Annotated in this window: 22 protein-coding genes and 1 pseudogene; 5 read left to right on the top strand and 18 right to left on the bottom strand. The window is 69.5% G+C overall.

The features are described from left to right. Window positions 1–10: 10 nt before the first annotated feature. Both JNO44_RS01385 and JNO44_RS01380 read right to left on the bottom strand, forming a co-directional pair. Entirely contained in the window at window positions 11–334 is a 324-nt protein-coding gene (locus tag JNO44_RS01385) for a 2Fe-2S iron-sulfur cluster-binding protein (protein WP_205360595.1), read from the bottom strand. Between the two features lie 254 nt (window positions 335–588). Next, window positions 589–1,908, bottom strand: coding sequence for an MFS transporter (locus tag JNO44_RS01380; protein ID WP_205360593.1), 1,320 nt, complete (start codon window positions 1,906–1,908; stop codon window positions 589–591). Window positions 1,909–2,607: 699 nt separating this feature from the next. Here JNO44_RS01380 and JNO44_RS01375 point away from each other — a divergent pair. Beyond that, on the top strand, window positions 2,608–3,720 hold the full coding sequence (locus tag JNO44_RS01375; RefSeq protein WP_205369319.1) for an ABC transporter substrate-binding protein: 1,113 nt from the start codon (window positions 2,608–2,610) through the stop codon (window positions 3,718–3,720). A gap of 210 nt (window positions 3,721–3,930) precedes the next feature. Here JNO44_RS01375 and JNO44_RS01370 read toward each other — a convergent pair whose 3' ends face one another. Both JNO44_RS01370 and JNO44_RS44730 read right to left on the bottom strand, forming a co-directional pair. Beyond that, window positions 3,931–5,844 (bottom strand): NACHT domain-containing protein, encoded by a 1,914-nt coding sequence (locus tag JNO44_RS01370; RefSeq protein WP_205360591.1) that lies wholly within the window; start codon window positions 5,842–5,844, stop codon window positions 3,931–3,933. Continuing rightward, window positions 5,834–6,082, bottom strand: a complete 249-nt coding sequence (locus JNO44_RS44730) for a hypothetical protein (protein ID WP_338058550.1) — start codon at window positions 6,080–6,082, stop codon at window positions 5,834–5,836. Before JNO44_RS44730 ends, JNO44_RS01370 begins: the two co-directional genes overlap by 11 nt. Window positions 6,083–6,344: 262 nt before the next feature. On the opposite strand from JNO44_RS44730, the gene JNO44_RS42895 reads away from it, so the two are divergent. After that, window positions 6,345–6,605 carry a hypothetical protein gene (locus tag JNO44_RS42895; protein WP_235091951.1) on the top strand — a complete coding sequence of 87 codons (261 nt, stop codon included), beginning with the start codon at window positions 6,345–6,347 and terminating at the stop codon, window positions 6,603–6,605. Window positions 6,606–6,769: 164 nt separating this feature from the next. Here JNO44_RS42895 and infA read toward each other — a convergent pair whose 3' ends face one another. Then, the gene (infA, locus tag JNO44_RS01355) at window positions 6,770–6,991 is read right to left on the bottom strand and encodes a translation initiation factor IF-1 (RefSeq protein WP_039639435.1); all 222 of its coding nucleotides are present in this window, start codon (window positions 6,989–6,991) and stop codon (window positions 6,770–6,772) included. A gap of 102 nt (window positions 6,992–7,093) precedes the next feature. Next, window positions 7,094–7,891 (bottom strand): GNAT family N-acetyltransferase, encoded by a 798-nt coding sequence (locus tag JNO44_RS01350; protein ID WP_205360589.1) that lies wholly within the window; start codon window positions 7,889–7,891, stop codon window positions 7,094–7,096. A gap of 450 nt (window positions 7,892–8,341) precedes the next feature. Here JNO44_RS01350 and JNO44_RS01345 point away from each other — a divergent pair, with 450 nt between their 5' ends. Continuing rightward, complete coding sequence (locus tag JNO44_RS01345) at window positions 8,342–8,518, top strand: hypothetical protein (protein WP_205360588.1); 177 nt, start codon at window positions 8,342–8,344, stop codon at window positions 8,516–8,518. Between the two features lie 58 nt (window positions 8,519–8,576). Here the strand turns inward: JNO44_RS01345 and JNO44_RS01340 are convergent, their stop codons facing one another. Then, a complete protein-coding gene (locus JNO44_RS01340) occupies window positions 8,577–8,966 on the bottom strand; it encodes a VOC family protein (protein WP_205360587.1) in 390 nt (129 codons plus the stop codon). 216 nt (window positions 8,967–9,182) lie between these two features. On the opposite strand from JNO44_RS01340, the gene JNO44_RS01335 reads away from it, so the two are divergent. Beyond that, complete coding sequence (locus JNO44_RS01335) at window positions 9,183–9,830, top strand: TetR/AcrR family transcriptional regulator (RefSeq protein WP_205360586.1); 648 nt, start codon at window positions 9,183–9,185, stop codon at window positions 9,828–9,830. Between the two features lie 249 nt (window positions 9,831–10,079). Here JNO44_RS01335 and JNO44_RS01330 read toward each other — a convergent pair whose 3' ends face one another. The 6 genes from JNO44_RS01330 to JNO44_RS01305 all read right to left on the bottom strand — a co-directional run bounded on the left by JNO44_RS01330 (window position 10,080) and on the right by JNO44_RS01305 (window position 15,958). Beyond that, entirely contained in the window at window positions 10,080–11,051 is a 972-nt protein-coding gene (locus tag JNO44_RS01330; RefSeq protein ID WP_235095871.1) for a FecCD family ABC transporter permease, read from the bottom strand. A gap of 119 nt (window positions 11,052–11,170) precedes the next feature. Continuing rightward, window positions 11,171–12,205: a FecCD family ABC transporter permease gene (locus JNO44_RS01325; RefSeq protein ID WP_052287248.1), complete on the bottom strand. Its 1,035-nt coding sequence runs from the start codon at window positions 12,203–12,205 to the stop codon at window positions 11,171–11,173. A 20-nt stretch (window positions 12,206–12,225) separates the two neighbouring features. Further along, window positions 12,226–13,266, bottom strand: coding sequence for an iron-siderophore ABC transporter substrate-binding protein (locus JNO44_RS01320; RefSeq protein WP_205360584.1), 1,041 nt, complete (start codon window positions 13,264–13,266; stop codon window positions 12,226–12,228). A gap of 332 nt (window positions 13,267–13,598) precedes the next feature. Next, window positions 13,599–14,375, bottom strand: coding sequence for a glycosyltransferase family 2 protein (locus tag JNO44_RS01315; RefSeq protein ID WP_205360583.1), 777 nt, complete (start codon window positions 14,373–14,375; stop codon window positions 13,599–13,601). Between the two features lie 171 nt (window positions 14,376–14,546). Continuing rightward, entirely contained in the window at window positions 14,547–15,356 is an 810-nt protein-coding gene (locus JNO44_RS01310; RefSeq protein ID WP_205369318.1) for a LysR family transcriptional regulator, read from the bottom strand. 323 nt (window positions 15,357–15,679) lie between these two features. After that, a complete protein-coding gene (locus tag JNO44_RS01305; protein ID WP_420882604.1) occupies window positions 15,680–15,958 on the bottom strand; it encodes a DUF779 domain-containing protein in 279 nt (92 codons plus the stop codon). A gap of 192 nt (window positions 15,959–16,150) precedes the next feature. Between JNO44_RS01305 and JNO44_RS01300 the strand changes: the two genes are divergently transcribed. Further along, window positions 16,151–16,549 carry a YunG family protein gene (locus tag JNO44_RS01300; RefSeq protein WP_205360579.1) on the top strand — a complete coding sequence of 133 codons (399 nt, stop codon included), beginning with the start codon at window positions 16,151–16,153 and terminating at the stop codon, window positions 16,547–16,549. A gap of 12 nt (window positions 16,550–16,561) precedes the next feature. On the opposite strand, the pseudogene JNO44_RS45445 reads toward JNO44_RS01300, so the two are convergent. From JNO44_RS45445 to JNO44_RS44325, 5 genes and pseudogenes are all read right to left on the bottom strand, one after another. Beyond that, window positions 16,562–16,678, bottom strand: a pseudogene (locus tag JNO44_RS45445) (ATP-binding protein); the annotation flags it as partial. 82 nt (window positions 16,679–16,760) lie between these two features. Beyond that, on the bottom strand, window positions 16,761–17,315 hold the full coding sequence (locus JNO44_RS01290) for a carboxymuconolactone decarboxylase family protein (protein ID WP_205360577.1): 555 nt from the start codon (window positions 17,313–17,315) through the stop codon (window positions 16,761–16,763). Next, complete coding sequence (locus tag JNO44_RS01285) at window positions 17,308–18,198, bottom strand: alpha/beta fold hydrolase (protein ID WP_205360575.1); 891 nt, start codon at window positions 18,196–18,198, stop codon at window positions 17,308–17,310. The genes JNO44_RS01290 and JNO44_RS01285 overlap by 8 nt, the downstream gene beginning before the upstream one ends. A gap of 40 nt (window positions 18,199–18,238) precedes the next feature. Then, a complete protein-coding gene (locus tag JNO44_RS01280) occupies window positions 18,239–24,067 on the bottom strand; it encodes a type I polyketide synthase (protein WP_205360573.1) in 5,829 nt (1,942 codons plus the stop codon). After that, complete coding sequence (locus JNO44_RS44325; protein WP_205360571.1) at window positions 23,994–24,605, bottom strand: beta-ketoacyl synthase N-terminal-like domain-containing protein; 612 nt, start codon at window positions 24,603–24,605, stop codon at window positions 23,994–23,996. Before JNO44_RS44325 ends, JNO44_RS01280 begins: the two co-directional genes overlap by 74 nt. Window positions 24,606–25,043: the final 438 nt, after the last annotated feature.

Raw genomic sequence — 25,043 nt, 5'->3', positions numbered from 1 at the left:
TGACTGCCTTTCAGGTCTGGGTGTCCGGCAGGCCGACGACCAGCGCGCTCGGCCCTTCGCCCATCACGAGGCGACAGCTCAGCCGACTGTTCGGGCGGCGCTGAACGGCGGTGTAGTCCAACATGTCGTCCTCGTCGGCATCGAGGCCGGGCGGAGCCGGTCCCTCGACGGCCTCCACGAATACATGGCAGGTCGCGCAGATCAGGCGACCGCCGCACTGGCCGTCGATTCCGTCGATTCCATTGTCGACTGCGGCTTCCATGATGCTTGTGCCGCTGGGGACATCCAGCACCGACTGGTGTCCGTTGGCGTCGGAGAACGTTACCTGAGCCATGGGACCACCTTTTTCCTGTCCAGTTTCACAACCAGACCTATGGCCACGGCAGAAAAGCCGGGCGTGGCACTAATGAAGGCTGTTGGCACTCAGTGCCAAGATCGTATGGGTCGAGTGAGGCGCGTGTCAATGAATTCGATCGGTGCGGAATGTCAAACTCCCCGTAAAGAAAGGTGAGTTGGGGCGATGTGAACTCAGCTTGGTGTCGCGGGCGTGCTTCGGGAGTGCTTCCCGGCAGGCTTCCTCGCGCCTTTTCAGCGCGCTTCGGAGGGGAGTGGGTCCGGCGTCGCCGCCTCGTCCGCCCCCGGCGACGGTGTGGGTTTTCCCGACCACAGCGCGCCGAGTGTCGCCACGGCGAACAGAGCCATGAGCACGGCCCACGCCCAAGGGCCCAGCGGCAGCAGGAGGCTCACCAAGAGGACGGGTCCGAAGACTTTCTGGGACGTCATTCCCATGCTGAACATGGCGAGGTATTGCCCACGCGCCTCGGCGGGGGAGAGGAGGTAGGACAACTCCCAACTCGCCACCGAATGCAGGTTTTCCCCCAGGGTCATGGCCGCCACGGCACCGAGCGCGGCAACCAGTGAGGCCCACAGTGGAAGCTCCTCGGCCAGCGCGAAAAGAGCGCAACCGGCGGCCAGTGTCAATGCCGTGCATTTCACCAGTCGACGGGCGCCCTGAGCGTCTTTCGCAAAGCGGGGAACTGCGGCCTGGAGCAGGACGGTGAGTGTGGTGTTGACGGTGAGAAGCACGGGCGACCAGGCATGGGCCAGCTCCGTACGCTGTATTACCCAGACCGGCAGCAGGACGATCAGCGCCGTGTCGTAGAGGGACAGAACGCCGTTCGAGGCGGTGAACACCAAAAAGCGCACATCGCGAAAGGGCGTCGGTGCCCTGGAGGGCGGGCTCCCGCTCCCCGCGTGTCCCTGCGGTCCGCCCCCGTTCCCTATGCCCTTGAGTGGTGTCAGAGCGGAGTCGCCGGCCGCCTTGACCGACCACAGCACCAGTGCCGCGATGGCGAAGAAGGAGAGGGCGTTGACCAGGAAGATCGTGGCGAAGGCGGCCCGTGACGGAAAGCCGAGCACGGCGCTGGCGCCGAGCAGGCCGACGCTGAGCCCGATGTTGCGGACCGCCCGAATCGACGCCAGCGTACGGGTCCGCTCCTGCTGGCCGGCCACGGCGGCCGCGATCACCTGGAGCAGGGGGGAGCAGGCCCGGTCCGCCGCGTAGAGCACACAGGTCAGAACGGCATAACCAGAGAGATCGGTGATCAGGGGGTATAAGGCATAACCCGCGCCGCGGAGGCACATGAGCAGTACGTAAGTGCGTACCGCGCCATGACGATCCGCGACCCGGCCTAAGGGGACCGGGCTGAGCAGTCCGAACACCGCGGCAATGGACAGGGTGGTTGCGACACGGGACGCAGGGAGTCCCACCACGCTCACGAAGTACAGCGTGGCGGAGGCCATGAAGAGACCATTGCCGGTGGAGTCGATCAGCGCGCCGGCGACCAGGATCCGGCTGCCCCGGTTGGCCGGCATAAGGGTCTGTCTCATATATGCGAAGGTCTTCAAGAATTTTGCCTCCCCGTGGCCATTCGAGCCGGCCTGGAACCCTCAGGTCCCCTCCCGCTGCCCCCGCGCCGGTGCCTCAACCCCCGTTCTGCACACGATGATCGCCGGGCGACTGTAGCGCGGCCCGGCGGCTCCGGCAATCTAGTTGCACAGTGAAGTTGACTGACTGGTTTGCCGTTGGGTTCCCCTCTCGCCCGAGACGGATCCGGGCTGTTGGGAAGTGACTGGAAAGTGGCTGGGAAGTGGCTCCGGCATCCGGTGTGACGCCGAAACTGTGGTCTTCGCGACAGAATTGGGTCGTTGACGGTGCCGAGCCTCCTCGTGGCAAACTCGCGGTGCCGAAGTCGAATGCGGGGAGGGTCCGTTGAGCAATGCCGTCGCAGCGGACCGGGCCCTGCTGAGAAGTGTGCGAGGGGCGCTGTCGCTGTCCGCTGCCGTGGTCGCGCGAGGGCCGCGGGCGCGGCCACGACCCGGTGCCGGACCGTCGACGACCCGAAGGACATCGGCTCGGCGCCCCTGGCCGGCGCCTGCCTCGCGGCGGGACGCTCGGGCCGACATCCCCCTCGGGGACCAAGGGAAGGCTTCCCGGAGCCTGGGAACCCAGCGAGCATATAACCGGTTGCCTGGTGACGATGGTGGTGGATGCAATGTCCGGCCGAACCGCCACACGGGAGACGTCAACGCATGAACATGCCACCACTGAACATGCCACCATCGCCACCGGGAGCAGTGCGGACCGACGGACCATCCGTCCAGATCGGCGCTCTCGTTCCGCTCACCCGGCCCGGCTGGGTGGAGGCAGGCCAACACCTGCTCGCCGGACTCGAATTGGCCGTTGATGAAGTCAATGACGCCGGCGGCATCGTTGGAAGACCGCTGGAGCTGGTGGTCCGGGACACCGCGGCCGATCCACAGCGGGCCGCGGCGGCCGTAGACCAATTGGCCCGTCTGGGTGTGGCTGCCTTGGCGGGGGAGTACCACAGCGTCGTCGCGCGCGCCGCTGCCGCCAGGGCGGACGCCCTCGGCCTGCCGTTCCTCTGCTCGTCAGCGGTTCTCGACGCGCTCACCGAACAGCCGACGGACTGGGTCGCCCGCCTCGCCCCGGCCCAGTCCCGAGGCTGGCAGACCTACGCGGACTTCCTCCTCGGCGCGGGCCACAGCCGCCTCGCCGTCGCAGCCCAGCCGAGCGTCTACTGGGCATCTGGGACACGCATTCTGCGGGACTGCTTCGCGGCACGCGGCGGCACCGTCATCGCACTCGACGCGGACACGCTCTCTCCCACGGCCCTGTGCGACGAACTCGTCGACAGCGGTGCGACAGCCCTTCTCCTTCTGGTCGGTCACCCGGAGCCGGCCGTGCCGATCGTCAAGGCTGTCCGCCGCGACCAGCGCCTGGCCGACATCCTGGTCGGGGCTCCGGCCGGGCAACCGGAGTTCGCCGAATGGGCGACGTTGCTGGGCGACGACGGCGCCGCGATCCCGTTCTTGCGCTACCTTCCCGAGCGCCTCGGCCCACTCGGCGCACGAGTCGAGAAGGCCCTGCGCGAGCGGCTGGGCGTAGCGCCCTCCTTCGTCGCCTTCGAGGGCTACGACACGGTCGCCGTCCTCGCGGACGTACTGCGTTCGCACGGCACGGATCGGTCACGCACCGCCGAATCCTGGCCGCGCGTCGCCGTCGAAGGAACCCGAGGGAAGATCCAGTTCTCCCGCACGCCAGGCATCGACGTTTGGCAGTGGGCCTGGCCGCCCATCCAAGTCGTCGATCGCGACCCGGCGCAACCCGATCGCTTTCGAATCCTCCACACCAGCTGACAGACAGACAGGCAGCCGGCCGGCCTTCTGCGGTCTGGACGCCCGCCAGATCGGCTACGCGGCGCCCAAGGACGAGGCGCGATCACCGGCCAACTGCTCTTCCTCACCAGGCCATTGGTGACCAAATGCATCGAGCAGTTCAACACCGCACACGGTGCGGACGCGAACGGACCGGCGAGAGCCGGGTACCGGGGTTCAAGCACGCTTTCGTCACCGTCCTGGCCCCTCGGGATTCCGCCCGCCGGCGACCAGCCGCTCCTGCAGGCGTGCGTGGCGGAACTGGTAGACGGAGCCCTCCTGGCGCATGACACCGCGTTGGTGGGCGTCGTCGAGGAACCGCATCAGACGCCAGGGGAGTTTGCCGCGCAGGGCGAGCCTGGCATGGGTCACCTGGTAGGCGCCCCACCGTGACGCGATGATCGCCCACAGGGCGAACGCCATGACGCACTGGGCGATTCTGAAGCTCAACGGGACGTCGTCGTGCACCCGCGACAGCCCGGTCACCTCGTGCACGACGTCGGTGCCGACCAGGACCAGGATCGCCGACACGGCGGCCACGGTGAGCGGGGCACGACGCTCCCGGGCCATCAGGACGGCCGGGCTGACGGATTCGACGTCGACCTGTTTGCGGTCCCAGTAGATGCTCATCATCGCGTTCGGCACGAGGAGACCCAGCGCAACGACGCAGGCCAGGGCAGTCGGCACGACGGGCACACGGCCTCCCGTGGCGACCCAGGCCACGACGAACATGGTCGCCGTGGCGAGCGACCCCCCGACCGCCACACTGGAGTACCTGGATCGGTAGTGCGGGCGTTTCCTGACCGCCCCGCCACGCCAGAGCGCGATACAGCACATCGCGCCGATCGGGCCCCCGCCGGACCAGACGAAGCCCCACGGCACGGCCCGCCCGCCGACGACGGCGGCCACGATGATCGCCAGGCTGAAGCAGCCCCAGGCGGCTGCCCCGAACGTCCATGCGTTCTCACTGGCGGGCCCGTCCTGTTCCAACTGCCACCAGGCCAGGTCGCGGGTCTTGAGCCGCTTCATGTGCTGGGCCAAGAACACCAGCCAACGACGGGACTTGGCCTCGTCCCAGCGCCGGGCCCGCCAGGCGAAGGCGTTGCGCGCAGCGGGTTCGCTCCGGAACGCCGTCGACAGCAGCGCATCGAGCAGATGCGCCTCGATCGCCGCCGCGCTCGATAGCCGTGCGGTGTCGACGAGTTCCGCCGGGTCACGGCCGCTCTCCGGGGCGTAGGCGGTGCGCGCGAGGCTGAGCAGCAGCGGGCTGGCGAGCGCATCGGCCAGCGGCCCGCGCGGCTCGGCCGCCAGGCGATCGAGCACGGGCCGCCACCGGGCCTCGCGCCGGGCGCTGTGCGGCGCGAGCAGATAACGCCTGACGTCCTCCGGGGCCACCGGCCTGGCCCGCAGCACAGTTGCTGAGTACAGGCCGTCACTGCTGTTGAGCAGCGCCTGGTACTCGTCGGTTCGGCAGGTCAGCACGAGCGGGTCGTGGTCCGAGAGTGCCTGGTTGATCTTGGCGAGGGCATCGGCACGGCGGCGTTGCGGCAGCTCGTCCAGGCCGTCGAGCACGGGCAGGACCAGCCCGGCGTCGAGCAGTCGGCCGGCGTTCGCGGCGGCCGTCGCTCCGGTGCCCAGAACCGGGTACTCCTCGGCCAGTCGGCGGGGTAACCAGTTGGTCAGGTGCTCGGCCGTCGGATCCCACGACCCGATGGACAGCAGCACCGGGATCGGATCGCCGACCGCTCGATGCGCGAGCAGCTCATGGACCAGCAGCACGGCCATGGTCGTCTTGCCCGCCCCCGCGGAGCCGAGGATCACCAACCGTCGTGGTGTGGGCAGTTGGCGGTACAGGTCCGCGAACCGGGCGGCGGACCAGACGCCCTGCCCTCCGGCCATTTCCCATGCGATCGGCAACGGCGCAGCCCCGAACAGCCCGCGCACCGCCGCCTCGGCCTTCCACTGTCCGGCCACTGCCCGGGCCAGCCGCTGAGCCAGCCGTTCCACTGCGTCCGGTGGGGCATCGCTGTGGTGGACGTGGATCTCTCCCGCCTGCACGACGCTCTCGGCGTTGCCGGAGAACTCGTTGTGCACCTCACCGCTCATGCCGTGATGGTCGCACCAATCGGCCGCAGTGGTACAGCAAATGACACTGCGCCAGTTGCCGCAACGGCTCTTCGTCGAAACCCTGCCGCCTCTTCGCTGTGACCCTCCCGCCCGTCGGCAGCGGTTCGATGGTGTAGGTGCCGTGGGCCAGGCGCCGGCCAGCGGCGCTGATGTTGCGTTCGACGAGTCGCCGGGGCGCCTCCGCCTCGACGACTTCGATGATGACGTCGGACTGCACGCCGCCCAGCGCGGCGGTGACAGTGGCGCGACGCGCATCCCGAGGACGAGGACGAGGACGAGGGTGAGGACGAGAGTGAGGCCGCTGGTGGCCGGAACGGAGACCGGCGTGCACAACTGGTGGACGCGGCCGTTCGGCCACGTCGCCGCGCACGGCATCGCGGACCTGAGCCTTCGCCGCCTGGGCGCCGCGATCGACGTCAGCCACCGCATGCTGATCCACCACGCTGACGGACCCTCAACTCGCTGGCCAGGAGCGGCTTTTGTTCGAGATCTGCGGCCACGCCCTGCAAGGCCGACCTGAGGCGGTCCCGATCCTCGAAGGGCTGGTGGAGGACCGGCTGGAGCCACTGGTGGCCGCCGAAACGGCCGCAAGGATGGCCCCCGCCACGGCCCGGAACCGCGCCAGGCTGGGGCTCGCCACCGTCCGCGGCCTGCTGCTCGACCTGCTCGCCACCGACGACCGCGCCGGCGTGAACGCGGCGATGGAGGAGTTCCTCCGGCTGTACTACGGCACGGACTGACACGGCTGCCGCCCAGCCCGATCCACCGGGCCGGGACGGCAATTCACCGCAGCTTCTGATCGGTACACGGTCGGTCTCGACAGCAGGCTGGAGACCCGGCGTTGCGGGGCCAGGTCTCCAACGCGGTCTGTTTCCCTACACGCCGGCCCGGCCGGCTGCGAGCACTACCGGTACCGGTAGCGGATCCGGCCGCGGGTGAGGTCGTAGGGGCTGAGTTCCACGAGCACCCGGTCGTAGGGGAGGATCTTGATGTAGTTCTTCCGGATCTTCCCGCTGATATGGGCGAGCACCATGTGCCCGTTTTGGAGCTCCACCTTGAAGGTGGCGTTGCGCAGGCACTCGATGACGGTGCCTTCGACTTCTATGCCCCCTGCTGCTTTTGTCATGATCGCTCACTTCTCCCGTTCTGCGACGGGGGTGTTCGGTAGGAAACGCATGTGGTGCGCGGCCGGGCGCGACGCGGTCGCCGGCCGCGGTGTGGCGGAGTGTCATCGGCGCACGAGCTCCAGGGTGCCGGCCGTGCGCCGGGCACCGATGCCCTCGAACAGGGCGGTGGCCGCCGCGTTGGCCTCGTCCACCTCGGCCCATGCCGCGGAGAGTCCGGAGCGGTGCAACGAACCCAGCGCGTGGGCCAGTAGCGCCCGGGCGATACCGCGGCGGTGCCGGTCGGCCCGGACGGCGATCAGCCCGATCCGTGGCTGTCGGATCAGCGGCGCCACCCGGACCAGTCCCACGTACTGGTCGGAGTGCTGTGCCACCGCGTACTTCGACGGATCGACCAGGGTGGTCCCCGCCGGGCGGGGCAGCACTTCGGCCGGCATCGTCCGCCATCCGACGGTGGCCTCGACCTCGTCGCGGATGACGCGGTCCAGGGCACGCAGCGGGCCTTCCTCCGCTTGACCGGCGGGCACGATCGTCACGCCCGACGGGGGCCGCACCGAGCCGAGTCCGCTGACGTGCGGGTCGGTGGGCACGAGGTAGCCCCACTCGCGGCGTGCGACGGCGAAGCCGGCCCGCTCCCAGGCGGACCTGGAGTCGTGGTCGGCCTCGTCGACGACGGCGTACAGGGAAGTGGGCAGGTCCGCCAGCATCGCGGCGACGATGCGGTCGAAGACCGCGCCGTGCCACGCGTCGATACTGATGAAGAGCCGGCCGTCGGGTCGGCGCGAAGCGTCGCCGCGGCCGACCGTCAGATCGTCCTCCACGGCATGCCACCGCATGTCCGAAACCCGCGTGACCGTGACCGCGCGGTCGTCCGCGCTCGAAGTGGAATGCACAAGATTCATAGGTGTTGCCTCTCGGGAGTGCCTTGTCCGAGGCGCTCCCGGCGACACCTGCGTCAATCGCCCACCGTGACGAAAAGGGGGAGCACCCACATGGATACAGCCTTCATGGGTCTCACCTCCTCGCGTTCTCTCACGGCTGCCCAGACGGTACCAGCGGGGGTCGGCCGGCCCAACCCAATTAAAGCCAACCGGCTTGAGCCCGCGCGGCTGTCGTCGCAGTTGGTGCAGTTGGTGCAGTTGGTGCAGTCGGTGATCAGGTGAGGGCGTTCGCCGTCGGAGAGCTTCGCAAGTCCTGCTGACCCGGCCGGGTGATGTGGCGTTAAGAGGTCCGAAGCGGAGGAATTCCTCTCATCGAATCCACTCCGCCTCGGGGCGTCCTCGCCGCCATCTCACGCGTGTCCGTGGGCACACCGACGCCGCCCGCGAACGGAAAGAGAGGAAGGGCCTGCCATGCGGCACCATTTCCGCATCCTGACCGTCTCCGCCATGCTTACCGTGCTCACCTTCGGATGTGCCGCCCTGGCCCAGGCCGAGGGTTCGGGCGAAAAGCCCCGGCTCAAGAGCGTCCTCACCAACGTCCCGGTCGTCGGCCACGTTGTCGACGGGCTTGATGAAGAGGGGAATTGAGGACGGCGCCTCCGGACGCGATCGGAACCCGCAGGGTCCTGTGCCGTGGAGATTTGGGTCAGCCGCGCTCGGGAGCGGACCATTCGACGAACTGGATGATCACGCCGTTGGGGTCGGTGACCTGGAACAGGGTTTCGCCCCAGGGTTCCTGGCGCAGCGGCATGGTGATCTCGATTCCCGCGTCGCGCAGTCGCTTCTCCTGCTCTGCCAGGCCGCTGTCGAGGGTGAAGGCCAGGATCAGGCCGTCGGCGTGCCGGTCGCGCTGCTCGGGCGGCAGCACCTGGATGCCGCGGGCGAGCAGAACGACATCGACCGCGTCGGGCCGCGACAGGGAGGCGAAACCGTCGGCGGCCCGCTGGACGGTGTAGCCGAGGTGGGTGGTGAAGAACGCCTGGGAGGCGGCGACGTCGTCGACGGTGAGCGAGACGGTGGAGGCGGTGAACTGCATGGGGATCTCCATGGGCGCGGCGGGAGGGGCGGGGCAGTGGCTGCGGTGTCGGGGTGGGCACGTGGCTGAGGTGGTGGTGGGGTGGGGGCGGACGCCTCGGGTGGGAGTCGGCCTTCGCGTCAGGCGCTCCGTCAGCGAAAAGTTATGACGGGGGTAAATTTAGCCCGGACCTCCTGGGGTGTCAATGTAAAAGTATGACGGGGGTAAGATTTCGGTATGGCTACCCAGACGCCCGCCCCGGCCGCCGGGCTGCGCGAGGCGAAGAAGCAGGAGACCCGGCAGCTCATCTCCGACCACGCCACCCGGCTGTTCATCGCCCAGGGCTTCGAGCAGACGACCATCGCCGAGATCGCCGCCGCCGCCCGCGTCGCGAAGAAGACCGTCACCAACTACTTCGCCCGCAAGGAAGACCTGGCCCTGGACCATCAGGAGGAGTTCGTCGCCTCCCTGTCCGACGCCGTTGCCGCCCGGCGCCCCGGCGAATCAGCGCTGGGCGCACTGCGCCGTACCTTCGCCGACGCCGTGGCCGCCCAGGACCCGGTCGCCGGGTTCTCCGGCCAGGAGTTCGCCCGCATGATCGCTGACAGCTCCACCCTGACCACCTGTCTGCACGGTCTGCACGAGCGGCGCGACCACCACCTCGCCCAGGCACTCGCCGAGGCCACCGACGCCGAACCCGACGACATCACCGTCCAGATCGCCGCCGGCCTGTTGGGCACCGTCCACCGTGTGCTCTTCCACCGCATCCAGGCCCTCACCCTCGCCGGCCACCCCGAGGACGAGATCGCTCGCCTCATCGCCGCCGAAGCCGCCCAAGCCTTCGGCCTGCTGGAGCCCGCCCTTTCCGACTACGCCACCGCCTGACGCGGGCATCTCGCCGAACTCCGCCACACCAGGTGGGTGTGGTCTCGGCGGTTGCCGCCGAGAAAGCGACGGAGTCCGATGGCCTGGCTGCGCCACGGCTGATGGACAGGCGAAACCCCCCGAGGCTCGGACTCGGGGGGCTGGTGGCGTGCGGCACGGGGGGCGGGTCGGGTCAGCGAAGTCCCGCCTGCCGTCCGGCGTTCGGCACGCACTCTCGCCGGACCAGGTGGTACGACCGGCCCGGCCGTATCACAGGGCGCCGCGACGCCACTCCCGCAGGAGCAGGTAGCCGAGGTACGCGCCGCCCAGCGCCATCGTCCAGATGCCGACCGGCAACTTGCCGAAGAGCGGGGCGTTTTGGGCCGCCAGATCGGCGAGCACGAGCAGCAGCGCGCCGGAGAGCGCGGAGAGTGTCAGGTGCGGGCCGCTGCCGCGGGTGATCCGTTTGACGATCTGCGGTGCGGTCAGCGCGATGAACGAGATCGGGCCGGCGACCGTGACGGCCCCGGCCGACAGCACGATCGTGAGCAGCACGGCGCCGGTGAAGGCGCGTTCCGGACGTGCTCCCAGGGCCGCCGCCGTGGTGTCGCCCATCTCGCTGAGGCCCAGGGGGCGGGAGAGCAGCGCGGCGCACGGCACACAGAGCAGCAGCACCACGCCGATGGTCGCCGCGTCGTCCCAGGAGCGTGCGGTCAGGCTGCCGTTGAGGTACGAGCTGAGCACGGTGGCCTGGTCGCGCTCGATGGCGTAGACGATGTACTGGATGAACGCCGTCGCCATGGCCGAGACCCCGATGCCCGCGATGACCAGACGGCTGGGGTTGCGGAATCCGCTGCCGGTCGACACGTAGACCACCGCCATCGCCGCCAGCGCTCCGCCCAGTGCGCCCAACGCGACCGGCACGTCCGGGAAGAGCAGGGCGACCAGCGCGGCGCCCGCGCCGGCCCCCGGGCCGAGGCCGATGACGTCCGGGCTGCCCAGCGGATTGCGGGTCACCGACTGGAAGAGGGCACCGGACAGGCCGAAGGCGGCACCGGCGGCCACCGCCACGGTCAACCGCGGTCCGCGCAGTCGGTCCAGGACGAAGGAGTCCACGCCGGTGGCGTTGCCGGACAGTGCCGACGGCAGGTCCGGCAGGGCGATGCCCAGGCGGCCGACGGTGAGGGTGGCGACGCACGCGGCGAGCAGCGCCACGCACAGGGCGAGGCCGACCCAGACCATGCGGACCGGGACCCGCAGGGCGACCCCCGACCCGAGTCTGATGAGGAGTTTGCGACTGCCGGGGCGGGGCCGCTGAACGGTACGGGAGACGGTCGTGGACGAGGTGGCGGTGGTGGGGGTCATGAGCTGGCTCGCATTCTGCGAACGGCGATCAGAAGGGCGGGGGCGCCGGCGAACGCGGTGACCACACCGACCATCAATTCCTGCGGGCGTACCAGGAGCCTTCCGATGACGTCGGCCGCCAGAAGGAGGGTCGGGCCGAGCACGGCACTCAGGGCGAGCTGCCGCCGCACGTCGGCTCCCAGGAGGGCCCGGGCCAGGTGCGGCACGGCGAGTCCGACGAAGGCGATCGGTCCCGCGGCCGCGGTCGCGGCGGCGCTCAGCACGGTGGCCGTCAGCAGCGCGACGGCCTTGACCCGCTCCGGGCGGGCGCCGAGGGACGTCGCGGAATCCTCGCCCAGCGCGACGATGTTCAGCCCGCGGCCCAGGAACAGGGCGACGGCGAATCCGGCGACGGCCAACGGCAGCACGCTCAGCACGGCGTCCCAGTCATGGCCGCCGAGCGCACCGACGACCCAGTAGCGGTAGCTGTCGAAGACCTGCGGGCGGCTGAGGGTGACGGCCTGGATGAAGGCGCTCAGCACGGCGGTGAGCACCGCGCCGCCCAGCACCAGTCGGACCGGGTTCAGCCCCCTGCCGAGGGTCCCGATGACGTAGATGAAGACTCCGGTCAGCAGTGCGCCGGGCAGTGACCACAGCAGCGTCTGCGTCTGCCCGGAGACGCCGGCGAACGCGGTGGCGGCCACCACGCTCGCGGCGGCTCCGGTGTTGACGCCCAGCAAGCCCGGCTCTGCCAGTGGGTTGCGGGTCACCGTCTGCATCAGGACACCCGCCACGGCCAGGCCGAGGCCCACCACGATGCCCAGCGCGGTGCGTGGATAGCGGCTCTCGACGACGGTGGTGGTGTAGGCATCGGCGTGGCCGGTGACGGCCTCCCAGACCTGCCCCGGGGGCAGGATCTTGCTGCCGAACATGATGCTGGCGATGCAGACGAGGGCCAGCACGGCCAGGGCCAGGAGCAGTACGACGGTCGTGCGCCGGGCCGGCCGGCGCACGGCGGTCCGTTGCTCCGCGGTGTCGATGGTGGCGACCATGTGTCAACCGTCCCGCGGCGTTACTTGCCGGCCTTCTTCACCGCGCTGTCGATCAGCGGCAGGTAGCGCTTGATGCTGTAGGGCACGGTCAGCGGGTTGATCATGGAGGAAGCGGTGACGAAGGAGTTGTCCGAACTGGCCACCACGGCACCCTTCTTGATGGCCGGCATGGCGGCGTACAGCGACTGGCCCTCGGTCTCCCGACGGGTCTTGTCGTCGGAGTAGAAGGTGAAGAGGACGTCGCTCTTGTTGAGCTTGTCGGCGTTCTCCAGGCCGATGAGGGAGGAGGCGGTGCCGTCGGTCTCCTTGAAGGTGTTGACCACCGGGTCGACCTGGAGCCCGAGGGACTTGACCATTTCCACCCGCTGCTCAGCGGGCTTGAAGACGCCCAGGGTGCCCGGACCCGAGGTGTAGATGTAGGAGAAGGTCACGTTCTTGTAGTTCGGGCGGGACGCGGCGGCGTCGGCGAGCTGCTTCTTGATGCCCTTGATCAGCTCGGTGCCCTTCTCGGGCTGCCCGACGGCTTTGGCGACGGTGTTGATCTGCTCGTCCCAGCGAGTGCTCCACGCCTTGTCCGGGTACGCCACCGTCGGAGCGATGTCCTTGAGGACGTCGTACTGCTTGGCCGTGATGCCCGACCACGGCGCCAGGATCAGGTCGGGGGCCAGTTCGGTGATCGCCTCGATGTCGAGCTGGTCGCCGCCCTTGAACTGCTCGGGCAGGGGGTCTCCGGCCTTCTTCACCGCGTCCTTGACCCAGGGCAGGTAGCCGGACTTGTCGCTGCCCCAGGCGTACTCCTCCACGCCGACCGGCGTGTGGCCCAGGGCGATGGCCGTCTCGGCCGAGCCCTGGCCGAGCGTGACGATCCGCTTGGGCTCCTTCTTGATGGTGGCCGTGCCCAGCGCACTCTTGATCGACACCGGGAAGGCACCGTGGCTGCCGCCCGCGGCCTCGGCGTCGCCCTTGCCTCCGCCGCCGCACGCGCTGGTGACCAACAGCAACGAGGTCGCCGCCGCGGCAGTGAAGAGACGGCGCGTTATCCGACGCGAGGCGATGGTCATGCGAGGTCCTTTTCCTGGGCAGTACTGCTTGCGGCCCAATTTGCCTGTGGTTGCGAACTCATCCGGACGGTGCGGGACGTGCCCCGACCTCCCCCGAATACTTAGGTGAGCCTAACTTAATGTCGATCTCGCCTCCACCCCTACCCTCCCCACCCGCGGCCCCGGGCCCGCCCGGCACGACGTGAGGCGGACGAAAGGGGGCTGTCGTCTACGCCGGAAGCGCGGTGGAATGTGGGCGTCCGATGCCGCCGCGCCTGCTGCCTGGCGTCTCGCGCATGTGCGTGCGCAGGCGCGTCACCGGTATCCGAGCGCCCACCGCCGGATGCGAGCCCTCACTCGATCCTCTCCGCCGGGGGCGCGGGTCGGTACCCGGGCGCCTGCCGCCACCGCCAACCTGACTCCCGCAGGGCGCTGGCGCGTTGCACGAGTGCGTCGATCCGCGATGCCGCCTCGGGCGCTTCCCAGTAGTGCTGGGACGCCGTCGTCTGGTCGGGATGCTTGCGATAGAGGACGCTCGGCTCCGCTATGAACTCGCCGGGTGCCACGGCCTCCGCGGCAAGGAGCAGGGCGACCGTCTCGGCTCCGGACAGCGCCTGCCAGCCGCCGAGCGCCAACACCAGGCGACGGTGCGCGGCGAAGGTGGTCGCCTGAACGGACAGGCGCCGCTCCAGCACCTCGCGGTAGAGGCGGGCGGGTTCCAAGGCGCCACCCGGAGGGTCGCAGGGACCCGGTGCCGTGCTCCCGTCCTGGTGGAGGTCGATGCAGGCGGACACGCACCAGGGGACGCGTTCCAGGGTCTCGATGTCCCGCTCCAGCGCGCCCGGCAGCAGTACGTCATCCGCGTCCAACGTCCGGACCAGGTCTCCCCTCGCGCGCGCGAGGGCGTGCGTGCGTGTCACCGCTATGCGCGCCCGCAGTCCTGTCCCGCAGGTGATCCGAGGGTCATCGGGCAGGCTCTGCGCGGGGATTCCCGAGGTGCCGTCCTCCTGCACGCACCACTCCCATTGCCAGTCATCCGGGAGCTTTTGTTCGCGCAGGGATTCGTAGGTGTCACCGATGAAGTGGTGGCCGCCTTCGTGTACGGCGGTGATGACGCTGATGGTTCGCATGGATGGGTCCTGTCGGAGAGGGGTTGGCCCGGCCGTGATCATGGTATGGACCACTGGCCAAGGATTTTCTCCGGGTACCCGGTGCGGCTGTCCGTCCGTGCGCGAAGCCCGCGGTGGCCCGGGAGTGACTGAACGCAGCCGCCGCTGGCCGTGGCCCCGCACGCCGCCCGCTCAGGCGCGCCGCAGCGTCGCGGTGGCGATCTCCAGGAAGTCCCGCAGCAGCTTCTCGGGCCGGTCCGCGACAACGGCCAGACACGTCTCGATCCCGGGTGCGTCGGTGACGGGGAGGTGCACGAGGTCGGGGCGGGAGTAGGACCGTGCGACGCCCAGCGGGATCAGCGCGATGTTGCGTCCGGAGGCGATGAGCTCGAACTTCTCCTCCAGCGTCAACGTCCGCCGCTGCGGGGTGTCGAGCATCCGCTCGCCGTCGAGGTCCGCGGAGGCGAGCTCCTGGCGGGACGCCAGCGGATGTGCCGCGGGTATGCAGGCGACCCTGGGCTCGTGACCGATGGGAACGATGCGCAAGCCGGTCTCGTCGAACGGCCGCCGCAGATAACCGACTTGGGCGCGACCGTCCCGCAGTGGGCGGTCCTGCTCCCACCAGCGTGCCGGGACGACGTCGATCTCGACGTCCGGGTGGCGCGACGTGAACGCCCGGATCGCATCCGACACATGCAGCCCGGGGGAGAAGGCGACCGCGAGCCGTTGGACGCCCTCATCGACGTCGTGGACGCGCCGGACCGCCGCGGCGACGGACGGGAGGATCTGCTGCGCCTCCTCGTAGAGCTGTTTGCCGGCGGCGGTCAGCTCCACGCTGCGGGTGGTCCGGACGAACAGCGGACACCCCAACTCACGCTCCAGGGACTTGATCTGACGGCTGAGCACCGGCTGGGCGATGTAGAGCTGTTCCGCCGCCCGGCCGAAGTGCCGGTGCTCGGCCACCGAGGCGAAGTAACGGAGTTTGCGCAGATCGAGATCCATGCCCTGAAGGTATCTCATGCGTCCATTTAGCAGTGATCGTTCCTGATGGCAAACGCGCAGGTCACGATGTCGGAGCTCCGGAGTGAACCGGGACTCTTGCTCTACCCGTGCTGACTGTGTGCTGACCTGCGGGCACCTGCCATCACCCCGGGAAACCCGTCCCGTGCTGGGGCGCTGCTGATCTGTTGTGCGGTCCGTCTCGGGCGCGGTGTTGCCGTGGTGGTCGACCACTGCGGCTGCGGGTAGCAGAGGGCCGTCTCGGCCCCGACTACAACGCGTTGCCGGCGTCGTGAGAGTAGAGGGGCGGTTCCGTCTCGTCGTGCTCAACTCGTCGTGCTCAACTCGTGGTTGGTGAGCAGCCGGGAGCGAAGCAGGAACCCTATGCCCTGAGGGGTTCCCAGGGGCAAGCCGCAGTCCAGGTCGGTGACCACGTCCACGGTGCGGTGGGTGTGCGACCAGTACACGTGCTGGTCCGCGCTCATCCAGAAGGGGGTGCCGCCGGCCACGTGGCCGAACTGGACGTCCGGGGCACCGCCCCGGAGGTACCACATGGGCGCGCCACCGTCACAGCAGCCGCCGGAGGGTGCCCTCGCTGACGGCACAGCATGTCAGGCTCGCGGAATGAGGAACTCAGCGGTGCGTACTGTGATGCACGGTGTCCACGGACAGTGGGACATCCGGGTGAGCGGACAACTCAAGTCCTTGCCGACGGACAGTTGATCTCCCTGTCTGGTGTGACTGTTCGTCCCCTGTTTGGCGGGGCGTGTGTCAGTGGTGGCCGCGATGCTGGCGGCATGATCCCGTGGAACCTGCTTGATCTCGACAAGGCCCTGCGAGCCAGCTGGGCCGCCGACACCTGCTCGCCCGATGACCAGGCCGACTGGCAGGCGGACAACCCGGCCTGGGGCCACTGCGACATCACTGCCTTGATCGTCAACGACGTCTTCGGCGGCGGCCTCATGGTCGGTGAAGTGCACCTTGACGGGACCCAGCATGGTTTCCACTGGTGGAACAGGCTGCCCAGCGGTTGGGAACTCGACCTGACGCGCGAGCCGTTCCAGCGGGGACAGACCGTCACGGCTGCCCGTGTCGTCGAGCGCCCGCCGGGCCCGCTGCCACGACGCTGGGAGGAGTACCTCCTTCTGCGCGAGCGTGTCATCAAGCACCTCGGTCCGCTTCCAGAGCCTGTCTGAGGGGGCCGGGAATCAGCTCGGCTGGTTCAGCGCGACGACGCCCTGGCCGCTGGTGGCCTGGGTCAGCCGGAGCGAGGAGCCCTCGGTCAGGACGACGTGGGCATGATGGAGGAGCCGGTCGACGGCGGCCTCGACCGGGCAGCCGCCACGCATCCCGCCATCCGCAAGGTGGTTGCCGGCCTTCGGCGGAGGGGGCGCTGTGCTCACCGCATCAAGTCGGAAGGAACGGAAGCCCCGGGTCGAGAGTGATCCCGATGCTGTTGGTGACGTAGGAGATCAGCTGGTAATGACCTACGACGAAGAGCAATTCGATCAGTTGTTGGTTGCTGTAGCGCTTGCCCAGCGCATTCCAGGCTTCCTTGTCGATGCTGTTGTCGTGGTGGATCTGATCGGCGGCTCGGATGAGGGATGACTCGAAGGGGCTCCAGTGCGGGTCGTCGGGGCCGCTGATGAGTGCGGTGAAGTCGTGGTCGGTCAGACCGGAGTCGCGGCCGATTCGGGAATGGTGCCCCCAGATGTAGTCGGCTCCCGTGAGTGCCGCAGTTCGCAGGATGGCCAGTTCGCGGTCGCGAGGCGGCACTTCTCCTTCGAAGAGGAGGAAGATGCTCAAGGGGTAGTGGGCGACTGCGAGACCGGGATGCTGGGCGAGGGTGCGGAGGAGATTGATACCGCTGCGTTGCTGTGGATCTGGGATGTCGGGGAGAAGCCGGACGATCTCGGGGGGAAGAAGCCCGGCAGGCAGAGCAGCGATTCTCGGTTCAGACATTCGTTCCCCCCTCGTGGGGTTGGCGTTCGCGGTGAGAGGGCGAAGATGTGCTCGCGGCGAATGCTTGGATGGCGGCGAGGAAAGCGTCAGGGCGGCTGCGATGGATGTCGTGGTCGGCTCCTGGGATGTGGAGCATGGTGCCCGTAGCCGGTAGGTATGCGTGGATACGGTCCCAGCTGGCTGTGTCGATCACGCTGCGGACTTTCGGGTCGGAGCGCATGAGCAGGAGCGGCGGGCGGGCGTCCGCGATGAGGGGGACGAGGTCGGGGTGTTCCGCGGCGTCGGTGGTGTAGCTGCGGATCACAGTGGGCGTGGTGTGGTGCAGTCCGTGGCACAGGGCACGCAGCTCGGTCCCGTCGCGATCGGGGAAGAAGACGCTGCAGAGCGCGCTCAGTTCGTCCAGCGGACGGCCTGCCAGCTCGGCGGCGGCTTCGGCGCTCTCGGTCACTCGCGGCGTGGTGAAGGTGGGGGGCGGTTCGGCGAGGACGAGCGCTGAGGCGCCCGGGGCGGGGTGGCGCGTACCGGCGGCGGCTGCCTGCACGAGGGCGACGGCGGCGCCCCAGGAGTGGCCGATGATCAACGGCTGCTGCAGGGAGAGGGCGGTGATGAACTCGGTGACGTCGTCGGCGGCGCGCCAGAGTTGGTAGGTGCCGATGGGAGTTCTGGGGCTCAGGCCATGGCCGCGAAGGTCCATGGCGTAGACGGGTCTGGTGCGGGCGAGGGCAGGGGCGATGCGGTTCCAGACCTCGGTGCTGGCGGCGCCACCGTGCAACAGCAGCGCGGGCGGCCGACCGGTGGGAGTGCCGGACCAGTAGCGGTAGTGAAAGGAGCCTTCGGACAGTTGGACGAAGGCCCCGTGAACCGCCGATGCACCCGTTGTCATGTGTGCTGTCCCTCCGGTGGACTGGGCGGTGCCGGGACGCTCATGTCGCTGCACCGGTGTCGGCAGCGGCCCAGGTCGCCTGGGGGTCGGCCTGGAGCCTTTCGGCCAGTGCCGCGATGTTCGGGCTGGTCCAGATGACCGTCCGCGGCAGGGACACCCCGAGGCTGCGCTCGATGCGGCTGCGCAGTTCGAGCGACATGAGGGAGTCCAGGCCCAGGGCGGCGAGGTTGTTCGCGGGGCCGATGGTGTCGGCGGGGATGCGCAGGACGGCGGCGATGTGCTCGGCGAGATGCTGCTCCAGCAGGCGACGCCGGGCTCCTTCGCCGCTCGCACTCCGCAGTCGGCTGAGGACGTGTGTGGAGCCGGGGGTGGAGGTGGTCTGCCGGTGGGTGAGGACGTCGGTGAGGAAGGCGCTTTCCATCGAGGCGGAGTAGTTCTCCACCCAACGGTCGAGGTCCTGGGGTGTGTAACCGGTGCGGTGGCGGGCATGCCGCAGGATCGTGTCCAGGGCGCGGATGCCCTCGGCGGGGTCGATCGCGTCGTAACCGCGCTGTTCCAGTACGACGCCACGGCCGTACCGGCTCCAGGGGCCCCAGTTGATGCTGGTGGCCTTGAGACCTCGGGAACGTCGCCAGGCGCAGAATTCGTCAAGTGCGGCATTGGCCGCGGCGTAGGGGCCTTGGCCCGGGGAGCCGTAGAGGGCGGTGATGGACGAGAACCCGACCCACCAGTCGAGGTGCTCGTTCGCCGTCGCTTCGTGGAGACGCCAGGCACCGGTCACCTTGGGGCGCCAGACCTGCTCCAGAACGTGGGGAGTGAAGTTGGCGAGGGTGACGTCCTCGACGATGCCCGCGGCGTGGACGACGCCGCGCAGCGGGTGGCCCGCAGCCGTGGCTTGGGCCACGAGGGTTTCGGCTACGCCCGGTTCGGCGATGTCGCCGGCCACGTGGCTGACGCGGACTCCGGTGGCTTGTAGCTGGTCGATGACGCTCTGCGCGTAGGGGGTGGGAGCGGATCGGCTGCACAGGGCGATGTCGGCTGCGCCGTTGTCGCCGAGCCAGCGGGCGACGAGGAGGCCGAGGCCGCCGAGGCCGCCGGTGATGGCGTAGCTGCTGTCGGTGCGGACGACGGGGACCTGCTCAGGTGGCAGGAAGGCTTCGACGGTGCCGTCGGTTGGCCAGGTGAGGACGGGTTGGGCGGGAGGATCGGCGGGGTCTGCGGGGCGGAGCGCCGCAGCAGCCTCGGTGACGGGGCGAGCGATGCGGGGCAGGGCGGTGACTTCTCCGTGGGTCAGGGCTGGGGCCAGATCTGTGATCAGCTGGGGTATCAGTTCGGGGTGGGAGTCGCGTAGCAGGGTGAGATCCACGATGTGAAGGGACGTGTTGTGGCGGAGCGGCCGTAGGTCGATGCGGTCACCGGCGCGGAGGTGGGGGGAGCCGAGTGCTACGAAGTGCCCTTCGGGTGCGACCAGGTCCAGGCCGGCCGTCCGGGACCCGGCGCGGGAGTTGAGGATCACGTCGATGCCGCGGCCTGCGGTCGCCTCGCGAACGCTGGAGGCGAAGGCGGGGGAGCATGGGTCGAAGACGTGGGGGATGCCCAGCGAGCGTAGGTAGTCACGTTCGGCTTCGGTGCCGGCTGTGCCCAGGATCGTCGCGCTGCGGTAACGGGCGATGGCCATGGCGGCCAGGCCGACCGCGCTGGTGGCATGCTCGATCAGCACGCTCTGTCCGGACCGGAGGTCGGCCAGACGACGAAGGGCGTACCAGGCGGTGAGCCACGCTGTGGGCAGGCCGGCCGCGGCGGGCAGGTCCATGCTGTCGGGCACGGGGAACAGGTGGTCGGCACGCACCACCGTGTGCGAGGCCAAGTCGTCGGCCATGGCCGCCACGCGGCGGCCCCGCCACGTCTCGTCCACGCCGTCACCCAGCGCGGTGACGGTACCCGCACAGTCCGCGCCGGCCGGCTGCCCTGCCGCATCCCCGGCGGTCAGGACACGTGAGAAGCCCCATCCGCTCGCAGCCACAGCGACTTCCACCTCGCCGGCGCCCGGTGTTCGGCGGTCGTGACGGACGAACCGTAGGGAGTCGATGTCGCCGGGGCGGTGCTGTTGCAGGGCGAACGGGTCGGTGCCGGCCCGGCAGGTGTACTGGTGCTGTTCGTCGTCCCGTAGGGGGCTACGGGCCAGGCGTGCGGCATAGCGCACCCCGGCCCGCCAGGCAACCTGGTCGTCGCCCCGGGCGCCACCCAGCAGGTCGGCGACGAGTTGGGCGGCACCGGTGTCGCGGTCGAGGTCGATGAGGGTCGGGCACAGTTCGCCGTGCTCGTAGGACAGCACCCTCAGCAACCCTTGGATACCGATGTGGGAGAGGTCCACCGCTTCGTCGGCCAGGGCGCTCTGACCGCCACGGGTGACGGCCCACAGACGCGGGCGGGCCATGGCCTCGTGCCGCGCGAGTTCTCTGACGAGCAGGGCCAGGCGCCGTACCCGCTGTTCGGCGAGCGCCAGGCCGTGCGGCCCTGTCGTGCTCGCGCTTCCGGGAAGGACGACCACACCGCCCAGGTCCGGGTCGGCCAGCAACTGCGTCACGGCGCCCTCGACCGCCGTGACGTCTGGCGGCAGAGTCGCCGTTGTGATGGTTCCGCCCTGTGCGTCGAGAAGCGAGACGACCTGGTCGGCGAAGGCGTCCGAGGCCGTCTCGGTGAGCAGGAGCCAGTGCCCCTGAGGAGCGAGGGCTTGGTCGGGCAACGGCTGAGGCTGCCAGCGAATGGTCAACAGGGAGTCGCCTACCTGCTGTTCGGGACTCGGTTCACCGACCCTCCGCAGGACGACGTCGTCGGCTTCCGCCAGCACCTGCCCTGTTTCGTCCAGCAGCCACAGCCGTCCCGTGCACTGCTCGCTGTCGGCTTCCTTCAGCACGGCCAGGCAGTACCGGCCTTGGAGGGGGGCCTTGTGGACGCGGAGCGAGCCGACGCGCACGGGTACGATCAGACGCTCACCGCCGACTTGTTCCCACAGCGCTGCCATGGTCTGCAGACAGCAGTCGAGCTGGACCGGATGCCAGTTCACACCCCGGGCGCCCGTGAGCGCGTTGCCGTTCAATTCCAGTCGCGCCAGCGCGCTCGGCTGCGCGACGTTGCTCAGACGTACTTCCGTCAGGCCCCTGAAGGCGTCTCCGTGCACGATGCCGCCGGCACGCATGCGGCCGTAGTAGGCGGTGACGTCGACGGCCTCGGTGTGCGCGGCCGACTGCTCGGCCATGTCGAATGCCTCGGGCTGGCGGGTGTGTTCGTGGTGCAGCACGGCAGTGGCGTGCACCGTTCGGTGATGACCGTCTCCCAGGCATGCCAGCTCCCAGCGGTGGCCGCCGGTCCCGTCGGGGGCGGCGGTGGCGACCAGACGCTGCTCGGTGGCCACTGGAACCGGTCGCAGGAACTCGACGTCGCTCACCCATACCCGGCCGACGGGTGCGGCGTAGACGTCGCGGGCGGCGGCGCACGACATGTCGCAGAGCGCTGCGCCGGCCAGGACGGGCACACCTTCGACCATGTGGTCGGCCAGCCACGGCACGGCGGTGAGGGCGAGGCGCGGCTGCCACCAGTGCCGTTCGTCCCCCGGGTCCAAGCCGTACACATGTGCTCCCAGCAGCGGATGGTCGCTCGCAGACGCCGCCCCCAGTACACCTACCACCGGTCGGTCCACCAGATAGGAACGGCGTTTCCACGATGTGGTCGGGACGTCCACCAAGGCACCTTCACCGTAGGCGCGTGACCAGTCGATGGGACAGCCCGCACAGAACGCCGCCGCCAACTGCCGTGCGAAAACCGCCCGTTCGTCATTGCCGCGCAACAGGGTGGGCAACACCAGAGGCCGCTCCTGCCCAGCCGCGTGCAGGGTCTCGGCGAGCGGTGCGGCCAGCACCGGATGCGGGGCGACCTCGACGAACAGCCGGTGCCCGTCCTGTACGGCGGCGACGACGGACTCATGGAACCGCACGGTGCGGCGTACGTTCTCCACCCAGTAGCCCGCGTCCGCCGTCACCGGCAGTCGGGGATCGGCGTGGACCGTGGAGTAGAAGGGGAGGGAGGCGGGACCGGGCCGCAGGTCCGCCAATGCGTCGCGGATGTCGTCCAAGGCCGGGTCGACCTGGGGGGAGTGTGAGGCTACGTCCACCGCGACCAGGGCCGTCTTCACACCGGCCGCGGCCCAGCGTTCCATCAGGGCACCCACCTGCTTCGCGTCACCGGCGATCACGGTGTTGGACGGCGAGTTGACCACCGCGACCGTGACGTCCACGGTGCCGGCCGCGGCCAGTTCGGCCTCCACCTCGGCCTTGCCGAGCCGGACCGAGGCCATCAACCCCTGTCCCGCGACCTTCCCCATCAGGCGTGATCGTCGGCACACCACCCGTGCACCGTCCTGCGGACTCAGCATGCCGGCCACGACAGCGGCGGCGGCCTCGCCCATGGAGTGCCCGATCACCGCTGCCGGCTCCACCCCGTGACCACGCCACATCGCGGCCAGCGCGACCTGCAGCGCGTAGAGCACCGGCTGCACCCGTGCGAACCCGCTGACCACCTCCGGGGCGGACAGGACCTCGGACAGCACCAGGCCGGACTCGCTCGCGACAACCGGCTCCAACTGCCGGATCATGTCCGTGAACGCCCTGTCCCGGCCCAGCAGCCCCCAGCCCATCCGCGCCCACTGTGAGCCCTGCCCCGAGAACACCCACACCGGCCCGGCAGCCACCCCGGGACCCACCGTCCCCGTACGCGCGGTGTCCGCCTCCTGGCCCAGCACATGAGCCCGCAGCGCCGATCCCAACTCCGCACGGGACGCTGCCGCCACCGCCAACCGCACGGCGGCGTGCGAACGCCGCACCGCCAATGTATGGGCGATATCCGGAAGCTGTGCTGTCGCGCCGTCGGCGTCGAGCCAGCCGGCCAGGCGCCCCGCGGCCACTTGTAGCGCACCCGGTGATCCGGCGGTCAGCACGACGACGTACGGTCGACCGTGATCCGCCGCCCCCGCCTCCAGGGATCCCCCATGCACCGGCGCTCGGCGCGGACGACCAACGACCGGGACATGGACGCGCGGTGCCTGCTCGACGATGACATGAGCGTTGGTGCCGCCCAACCCGTACGAGGAGACACCCGCGACTCTTGACCCGCCCTCGACCGGCCAGTCGATCAACCGGGTGGGCAGCAGCATCCGGGTGTCCTCCGCCCGGATCTGCGGATTCCACTCGGAGAAGTGCAACGATGCGGGGATCTTGCCGTGTCCGACGCTCAACACGGTCTTCAACAGGCCCGCCAGTCCCGACACCGGCTCCAAGTGCCCGATGTTCGTCTTGACCGACCCCAACGCGCAGCGTCCCGGCCCGCGCCCGTAGACCGCCGACGTCGAGGCGAACTCCACCGGATCCCCCGCCGGCGTGCCCGGACCGTGCGCCTCGATCATCCCAACCGCTGCCGCGTCCACCCCCGCATTGCGCAGCGCCTGCCGGAACACAGCTTCCTGCCCCCGCTGGGAAGGAACCGTCATCCGGGTGCCCTGCCCGTTCTGGTTCACCGCCGACCCCCGGAGAACCGCGAGGACCCGGTCACCGTCCCGGTGGGCGTCGGCCAGCCGCTTGAGCAGGACGACAACACTGCCCTCACCCCGTACGAATCCGTCCGCTGCCGCGTCGAAGGCATGGCAGCGCCCGGACGGGGAGAGCAGACCCCATCCGGCGTGCGTCAGCATCGTCTCGGGGGAGCTCAGCAACTGCGCGCCACCGACCAGCGCAAGGTCCGACTCACCGGCCCGCAGACTCTGGCATGCCACGTGTACGGCGACGAGGCCGGAGGAACACGCGGTGTCCAGCGCCATCGCAGGCCCCCCGCAGATCCAGCAGGAACGCGACCCTCCCCGCGGCCGTGCCGTGGACCCCGACCATGCTCCAGTAGTTGTTCAGGGCATCCGGTGGGCGAAGCCCGCGCAGCGCGTAGTCAACCCCGTACATGGCTGTATACACACCGGTCCGGGAGCCCCGCAGTGCCTCCAGCGGAATCCCGGAGTGCTCACACGCCTCCTGCGCCACCTCCAGCAGCAGACGGTGCTCCGGAGCCATCCAGGCCGCCTCCGCAACGCTGACTCCAAAGGCAACAGGATCGAACTCCCCGATCCCTCGCTCCAGGAAGCAGCCCCACCGCATGCCTTCAGCCACCTTCGGCCCCGCCCCGGCCACTGCGTCGGCCGGCCAACGGTCCGGGGGCACCACGCCGACGGTTTCCCGGCCATCGACCAACAAGCGCCACAGGGCGTCCGTCGAGTCCACACCGCCAGGCAACCGGCACCCCGCCCCGATCACGGCGATCGGCTCAGCATGACCCTGCGTGGCAATCGGATACGCAGATGGCTGGATCACGACACACTCCAGTGACGCCCGGGGGCGGCACATACGTAGGGGCAAGAACGGCGGAACCGCCAATGCAGGCGCGCGGTGTGGTTCCAGGGCCGACTGCACGCCTTCTTCAAGGGAGTAGCCGGTAGGGAAGTTCGTCGGGGCCTGTTGGAGAGCCTCGTCTTCCCGACCGTGACGTCAAGGGGCCGTGATGCCCGCACGAAGGCGCAGGCACCGCGAAATGGTCCACAGGCGATTGTCCGCATCGCGGCTACAAGTGAGTGGGACGTGCTCGCCGTGAGCCGAATGGCCCGTTGCTTTGCATCATCTGGCTCCCGGCGATTCGTCGGAACAGACCGCAGTCACCTTGCACCCATATTGATGCTTCTGCCGGCCCCGAGGTTTGAGTGGCCTTCAGCGGCGAACGACCTTCGCGGGGCATGTCCCGCGGATCATGTGAAG

The organism is Streptomyces noursei, from assembly GCF_016917755.1.
Classification (GTDB): Bacteria; Actinomycetota; Actinomycetes; order Streptomycetales; family Streptomycetaceae; genus Streptomyces; species Streptomyces yunnanensis.
The sequence above is the reverse complement of the archived record's forward strand: the minus strand, read 5'-3'. Positions and strand labels throughout refer to the sequence as shown.